Here is a 3,279-nt window from a genome sequence, read left to right as displayed (position 1 = left end):
AAGAAAGAATTCAAAAAAAAGCCGTGCCAACTGATATGACGCGGCTTTCAATGGAGGTATGTGCAAATGTTTCATATAAATGAAATCAATAATGAATGCATATATACAAAACATATCTATTACAAGCGCTTTATTAAACATATGAAAACTTATCAAAAGGAACGTAAATGATGCATATAATCTTTAATCACTATGTCTTTATCGTAAAGAGATTTACTTAAAACAAACCCCATAATCAGGATGCTTCTTTTAAAACCTTTTCAATAGGATGACCTTAAAATTGAGTTGAGTGAATTTCAAATAACGCATTTTCTAAAATCAAAACATATCAAAACGTTTGGTAGCTTTATCAATCCAATCAAAAGAAAATGCATCTTAAAATGAATGTCTTGTAAAAACGTTCTTTTTATATTTACGAGCGTTGGTTTTCAAAACAATCTCTCATAAGAACAAATAAACAACCGCTTTTATCAAATGTAAGGCTTTAAAAACTGTTATAAACATCAGTTTCAAACGTTTAAACGTGCATTTAGCAAAGCTTTCATAAGCGTATTTTTACTTTTCATTAAAACCTAATTTCTCTGCAAATTAACCAGCTCAAATTTGAGTTCGTTATCTTTAGAATTAAGCATTTCTAACTTAGTATTATTAAAATAAGCACTTGAAATTATACCTATATAGGTATATTAATAATCATGAGTAAAATAAAACGTATCATATGGCTTGGGTCTTCACTCAAAGATATAAAAAGTCTTCCTGATCTTATTCAACAAAGGATTGGTTATGCTCTTTATCTTGCTCAGATAGGAGATAAGGGAGAAAATGTTAAGGTTCTCAAGGGGTTTGGATCTGCCAATGTGCTAGAAATTATTGAACGTGATATTCAAGGAACTTATCGCGCTGTTTATACGGTAAAATATAAAAAATCTCTTTATGTGTTGCATTGTTTTCAGAAAAAATCGACCCATGGTATTGCAACACCAAAACCAGACATAAATCTGATTAAAGAACGTCTCAAATTAGCAGAACAATTAGAAGGAGATTAAAATGATCAATGTTTTTCACGGTAGTTCCAATGTTTATACGGATCTTGGTTTTTCAGATTCTAGAGAGATGCTTATCAAAGCGCAACTTGCACATAAGATTAGTCAAATCCTTAAAGAAAAAAACTTAACACAAAAGCAAGCTAGTCGACTTTTAAAAATGACTCAACCCAAATTATCTAAACTTTTAAGTGGAGAATTTCGAGGGATTAGTGAAATGAAAATGCTTGAGTGTTTGGCAAAATTGGGAAATGATATCAAGATTGTTGTAAGTTCGGAAAAAGTTAAAACGCTTGAAGGACAATTTGAAGTTGTTTTTGCTTCTTAAATCTCTTTATGATTTGCTTTTTATGGTCTATTCATACATGGCAATCTTATATAAAAAATGGTCAAATGAATCACGTATAAAAATGTGGATTCTTAAGTGGATTCATATAAAATAATTGCACTCAACATATTGACTTTATTGTTTTTTTGTTTATAATGCGTTGTTGCATCAATTTCCGCTTCCAATTTTGCTCTCTCTTGACGCATGACCAATTCAAGCTGCTTTCCTTGTAAATCCATCTGTTGCATCTGACTTTTAGCAGCAATATCCTGCTGCTTTTCTTGCAACTTCATCTCTTGTTCTGGATTCATTTGCTGTTGTTGGGCTTGTTGTGCCATTTGCTGCTGTTGCATCTTCTCACTTACACGATTAAGCAGAGACGCAGGCAATGGTGAATAACGAAGTAAATCAAGCATGATATCCGGTGTAACGGCATTTTGAAGCAACGGTAACAGCTGCGTAATAATGCCAAAGGTACGCTCTTTTTCGTTCGGACTGGTTGGCGCATCGTCTACCACAATATCATAATCAACACTCATGACAGCTTCACGCGTTAAGGGAATATATTGTGCATTCTCCTCTCCCGATATCCGTACCAAGCGACCATCTGACAGATAATTCTGTATCAAGTGCAAAATAATCTTGCCCTGCCTTTTGCGATACAAACGCAAACCATCAAACAAACAAGCAAGCAAATTAAGACTGGATTGACGCCGTTGTGCCTCTAAAATCCCTGCTTGTGAAACTTCTCTCGTTCCAATAAACTCGGGCGATAAACCCGTAACTTGATTAATCGCTTCTTTCGCTTCATTAAACAGTTGGAAAAAACCGGTTGGAAATTGCGCTACGGGTTTGGGTTGTATTTTACCACCAGCCAAAGCGCCATTTTTCAAAACCGTAATACTATCTACCCTGCTCCAACTTTTTACCGCTTCTCGCTCGTCTTCAAATGCCCCCTTCTCTGCCATTATCCCGCCTTTGGATTGGCTGTTGAGAATGTGCATGACTTGACTAAAATATTTATTTGCCCAGCGTTGCGGATCTTTTGTCGGTCTTACAACCCCATAAAATTGCCGTTCTATCTTATCAAAATACCCCGTGATACACTCCCAACCCAATTGACCCGCAGGAACTAAAGGTTGATCGGGCGTTTCAAGCAATTTTCTTCCTAAAAAAGCGCGTTTAACAACCTTTTTATTGAAAGCCGCCCCTTGGATATCGGGCATCATACATTGGAGTTGCTTAAACTCCTCTTCGCTGTAATCACGAAGTTCTCCCGTTTCTAAATCGGGCGCCTTGTAATATTTCTCGCTTTCAAACCAACGGCATTCAACAAGCGTGACCATCCGTCGACCGTTTTCAACATCAATGCCCTTCTCATCATTATACGCTTCAAGATCGTTATGATGAATGCCTTCATAAGCAACGCCATCTCTCGCCCAATCCGCACTCAGTTCACTCCAATGGGCTTTTGGAAACATTTGCTTGGCAACTTCCAAGGGCTTGCGATCTACATACCACATGCGTTGTGCATCGGTTAAATTCGGTTGCACTGCCGCACTATCCCAAACCATTTTCAAGGGGTCTAAACGCGTAATAACGGGCTCACCATCAAGACTATTCTCATAATCAAGCCGCGTATCGGTCCACCCCATTCCGCAGATGACAGCATCTTGGAAAGCATCAGAATCCGCATATTCCGCATGTGCCGTATCGCGAAACCATTCCGCTGCTCCCGTAAGCAATTCACTTGGCAATGCTTTGCCTATTTGACGGGGAATAAATTGCACTTCGCGCTTATTATTGCGTTCTGAACCAACTACAGCATTCACAAGTGGTGCAATGCGATTAAAGGTCATAACGGGGCGGCGTTGCTCTTTTAATGCCGTTAAATCTGCTTCATTCCAC

Annotated in this window: 3 protein-coding genes; 2 read left to right on the top strand and 1 reads right to left on the bottom strand. The window is 37.8% G+C overall.

What is annotated here, in order from left to right; all coding sequences use genetic code 11:
• Window positions 1-695 precede the first annotated feature (695 nt).
• Together PVV57_RS09895 and PVV57_RS09890 are read left to right on the top strand one after the other, a co-directional pair.
• Complete coding sequence (locus PVV57_RS09895; protein ID WP_144756179.1) at window positions 696-1,046, top strand: type II toxin-antitoxin system RelE/ParE family toxin; 351 nt, start codon at window positions 696-698, stop codon at window positions 1,044-1,046.
• A gap of 1 nt (window position 1,047) precedes the next feature.
• Complete coding sequence (locus tag PVV57_RS09890; RefSeq protein WP_273783999.1) at window positions 1,048-1,371, top strand: helix-turn-helix domain-containing protein; 324 nt, start codon at window positions 1,048-1,050, stop codon at window positions 1,369-1,371.
• A gap of 92 nt (window positions 1,372-1,463) precedes the next feature.
• On the opposite strand, the gene PVV57_RS09885 is transcribed toward PVV57_RS09890, so the two are convergent.
• On the bottom strand, window positions 1,464-3,279 hold a 1,816-nt coding region (locus PVV57_RS09885; protein ID WP_273783998.1), incomplete at its 5' end, for a phage portal protein.

The sequence above is a fragment of the Bartonella sp. AU15XJBT genome, from assembly GCF_028618615.1.
Lineage (GTDB): Bacteria > Pseudomonadota > Alphaproteobacteria > Rhizobiales > Rhizobiaceae > Bartonella.
Note: the sequence above shows the minus strand (reverse complement) of the source record. Positions and strands in the feature narration are given on the sequence as shown.